The organism is Pedobacter sp. (assembly GCF_045628745.1).
Lineage (GTDB): Bacteria > Bacteroidota > Bacteroidia > Sphingobacteriales > Sphingobacteriaceae > Pedobacter.
Genome location: NZ_JAZQPU010000385.1, coordinates 1 through 1800, shown reverse-complemented (window position 1 = coordinate 1800; position 1800 = coordinate 1). Strand labels below are relative to the sequence as shown.

Below are 1800 nucleotides of genomic sequence, written 5' to 3'. Positions count from 1 at the left end.
ATTACCGTTATCTTACATCATCAAATGAATAATGCTGATGAAAGAAATCACCGATATCCTGAAGGCTTATGAAAAAGCAGTAAGGGAACACAAAAAAGCGGCGCTAGCCACTGTGGTAAAGGTTGATGGATCTTCTTACCGGAGGCCAGGTGCCCGCATGCTCATCACCGAAGATGGTCTTTTAACGGGTGCCATTAGTGGGGGCTGCCTTGAAGGCGACGCTTTAAGAAAGGCACTTTCTGCTATTCTGCAGCAGGAAAATAAATTAGTCACCTACGATACCACAGATGAGGATGATGCTAAATTCGGCGTACAGCTGGGTTGCAATGGTATTGTTCATATTCTTTTTGAACCTATCCGTCAAAATGACCCACTTCATGCCCTGGTGATCCTGGCTGCCTTGGAAAAAGAAAGAGAAAATGCAGTGCTGTTGACCCTGTTTTCCTTAGAAGGGAAAATACAGTTGGGTACTAGCATGCTCTATAGGGCAAAAAACAGCATCTCCAAACTCCCTGGCGATAGTAAAGATGAAATTTATGAACATGCAGCAAGGGTACTGGCTCAGCAAAAATCTACTTTAGAAAATTTGACCATAGAGGAGCAGCCTACAGATGCCTTTATTGAATTTGTAGCACCACCAATTTCGCTCATCATTGCAGGCGCAGGAAATGACGCACAGCCTTTGGCCGAAATTGCACAACTTTTAGGCTGGACAGTAACCATAGCCGACGGTAGACCAACACATGCTACAGCACAACGCTTCCCCAATGCAGATCGGGTATTGGTGGTCAAACCAGAACAATTATTAGCACAGGTTGCTATAGATGCGCAAACGGCCTTCGTGCTGATGACCCATAACTACAACTATGACCTTGACTTACTCCAAAGGTTACTAACTACCAATGCCCCTTATATAGGCACCTTAGGACCAAAAAAGAAATTGCTGAGGATGCTGGACGAACTTAATTTAAATACAGAGGAGAATTTAGCAAGGGTACATGGCCCCGTAGGTTTAGATATAGGTGCAGAAACAGCTGCGGAAATTGCCATTTCTATCATTGCCGAGATCAAATCTGTTTTTGCCGGTGCTACGGCCAGTTTTTTAAAGGAGAAAGCAGAACCTATTCATTTTCAAAAAAAGGAATAATGAAAACCGGGATCATCATTTTAGCTGCGGGCAATTCCAGCAGGCTGGGGCAGCCCAAACAGCTGTTAGCCTACAGAGGTAAAACGCTATTGCGATTAACGATGGATGCGGCGTTGGCAAGTGATTTCAGACCAATCATAATGGTCTTGGGTGCTTATGCAGGGGAAATCTCTAAAAGGCACAGCACACCAGAAATTACCTGTGTAATCAATGAAAACTGGGAAGAAGGGATGTCATCAAGCATCGCTATTGGCCTTGAAGCGCTTTTAAAACAGCAAGCCGATGTAGGAAATGCAATCATCAGTGTAGCTGACCAGGCTTTTATCAATGCAGGGATTTTCGAAAGTCTGGCTAAAACCCATGAGGCTAAAGGTAAAAATATCGTTGCTTGTGCTTATGCAGAAACTAAAGGTACACCAACATTGTTCAATAAAAAGTACTTTGAGCAATTGCTGTCGCTCACAGGAAATAGGGGTGCAAAACATATCTTTGAACAACATCCTGAAGATTTAGAAACCATTGACTTTGAATTAGGCCATATTGATATCGATACGGCAACAGATTATATCAACTTAATTAACCACACATGATCAGCGATTCTTTTGGACGAGTGCACGATTACCTGCGGATATCGCTTACCGATAACTGCAACT

Annotated in this window: 2 protein-coding genes; both read left to right on the top strand. The window is 43.2% G+C overall.

Translation table 11 applies throughout. The annotated features are described in order from the left end of the window. Positions 1-31 precede the first annotated feature (31 nt). Entirely contained in the window at positions 32-1147 is a 1116-nt protein-coding gene (locus ACR2F7_RS14075) for an XdhC family protein (RefSeq protein ID WP_432714184.1), read from the top strand. After that, positions 1147-1737: a nucleotidyltransferase family protein gene (locus tag ACR2F7_RS14070; RefSeq protein ID WP_432714183.1), complete on the top strand. Its 591-nt coding sequence runs from the start codon at positions 1147-1149 to the stop codon at positions 1735-1737. Before ACR2F7_RS14075 ends, ACR2F7_RS14070 begins: the two co-directional genes overlap by 1 nt. Positions 1738-1800 lie beyond the last annotated feature (63 nt).

Bases quoted from the DNA above. Each gene is read 5' to 3' on its own strand.
- ACR2F7_RS14075 (WP_432714184.1), top strand. From the start codon at position 32: ATGCTGATGAAAGAAATCACCGATATCCTGAAGGCTTATGAAAAAGCA.
- ACR2F7_RS14070 (WP_432714183.1), top strand. From the start codon at position 1,147: ATGAAAACCGGGATCATCATTTTAGCTGCGGGCAATTCCAGCAGGCTG.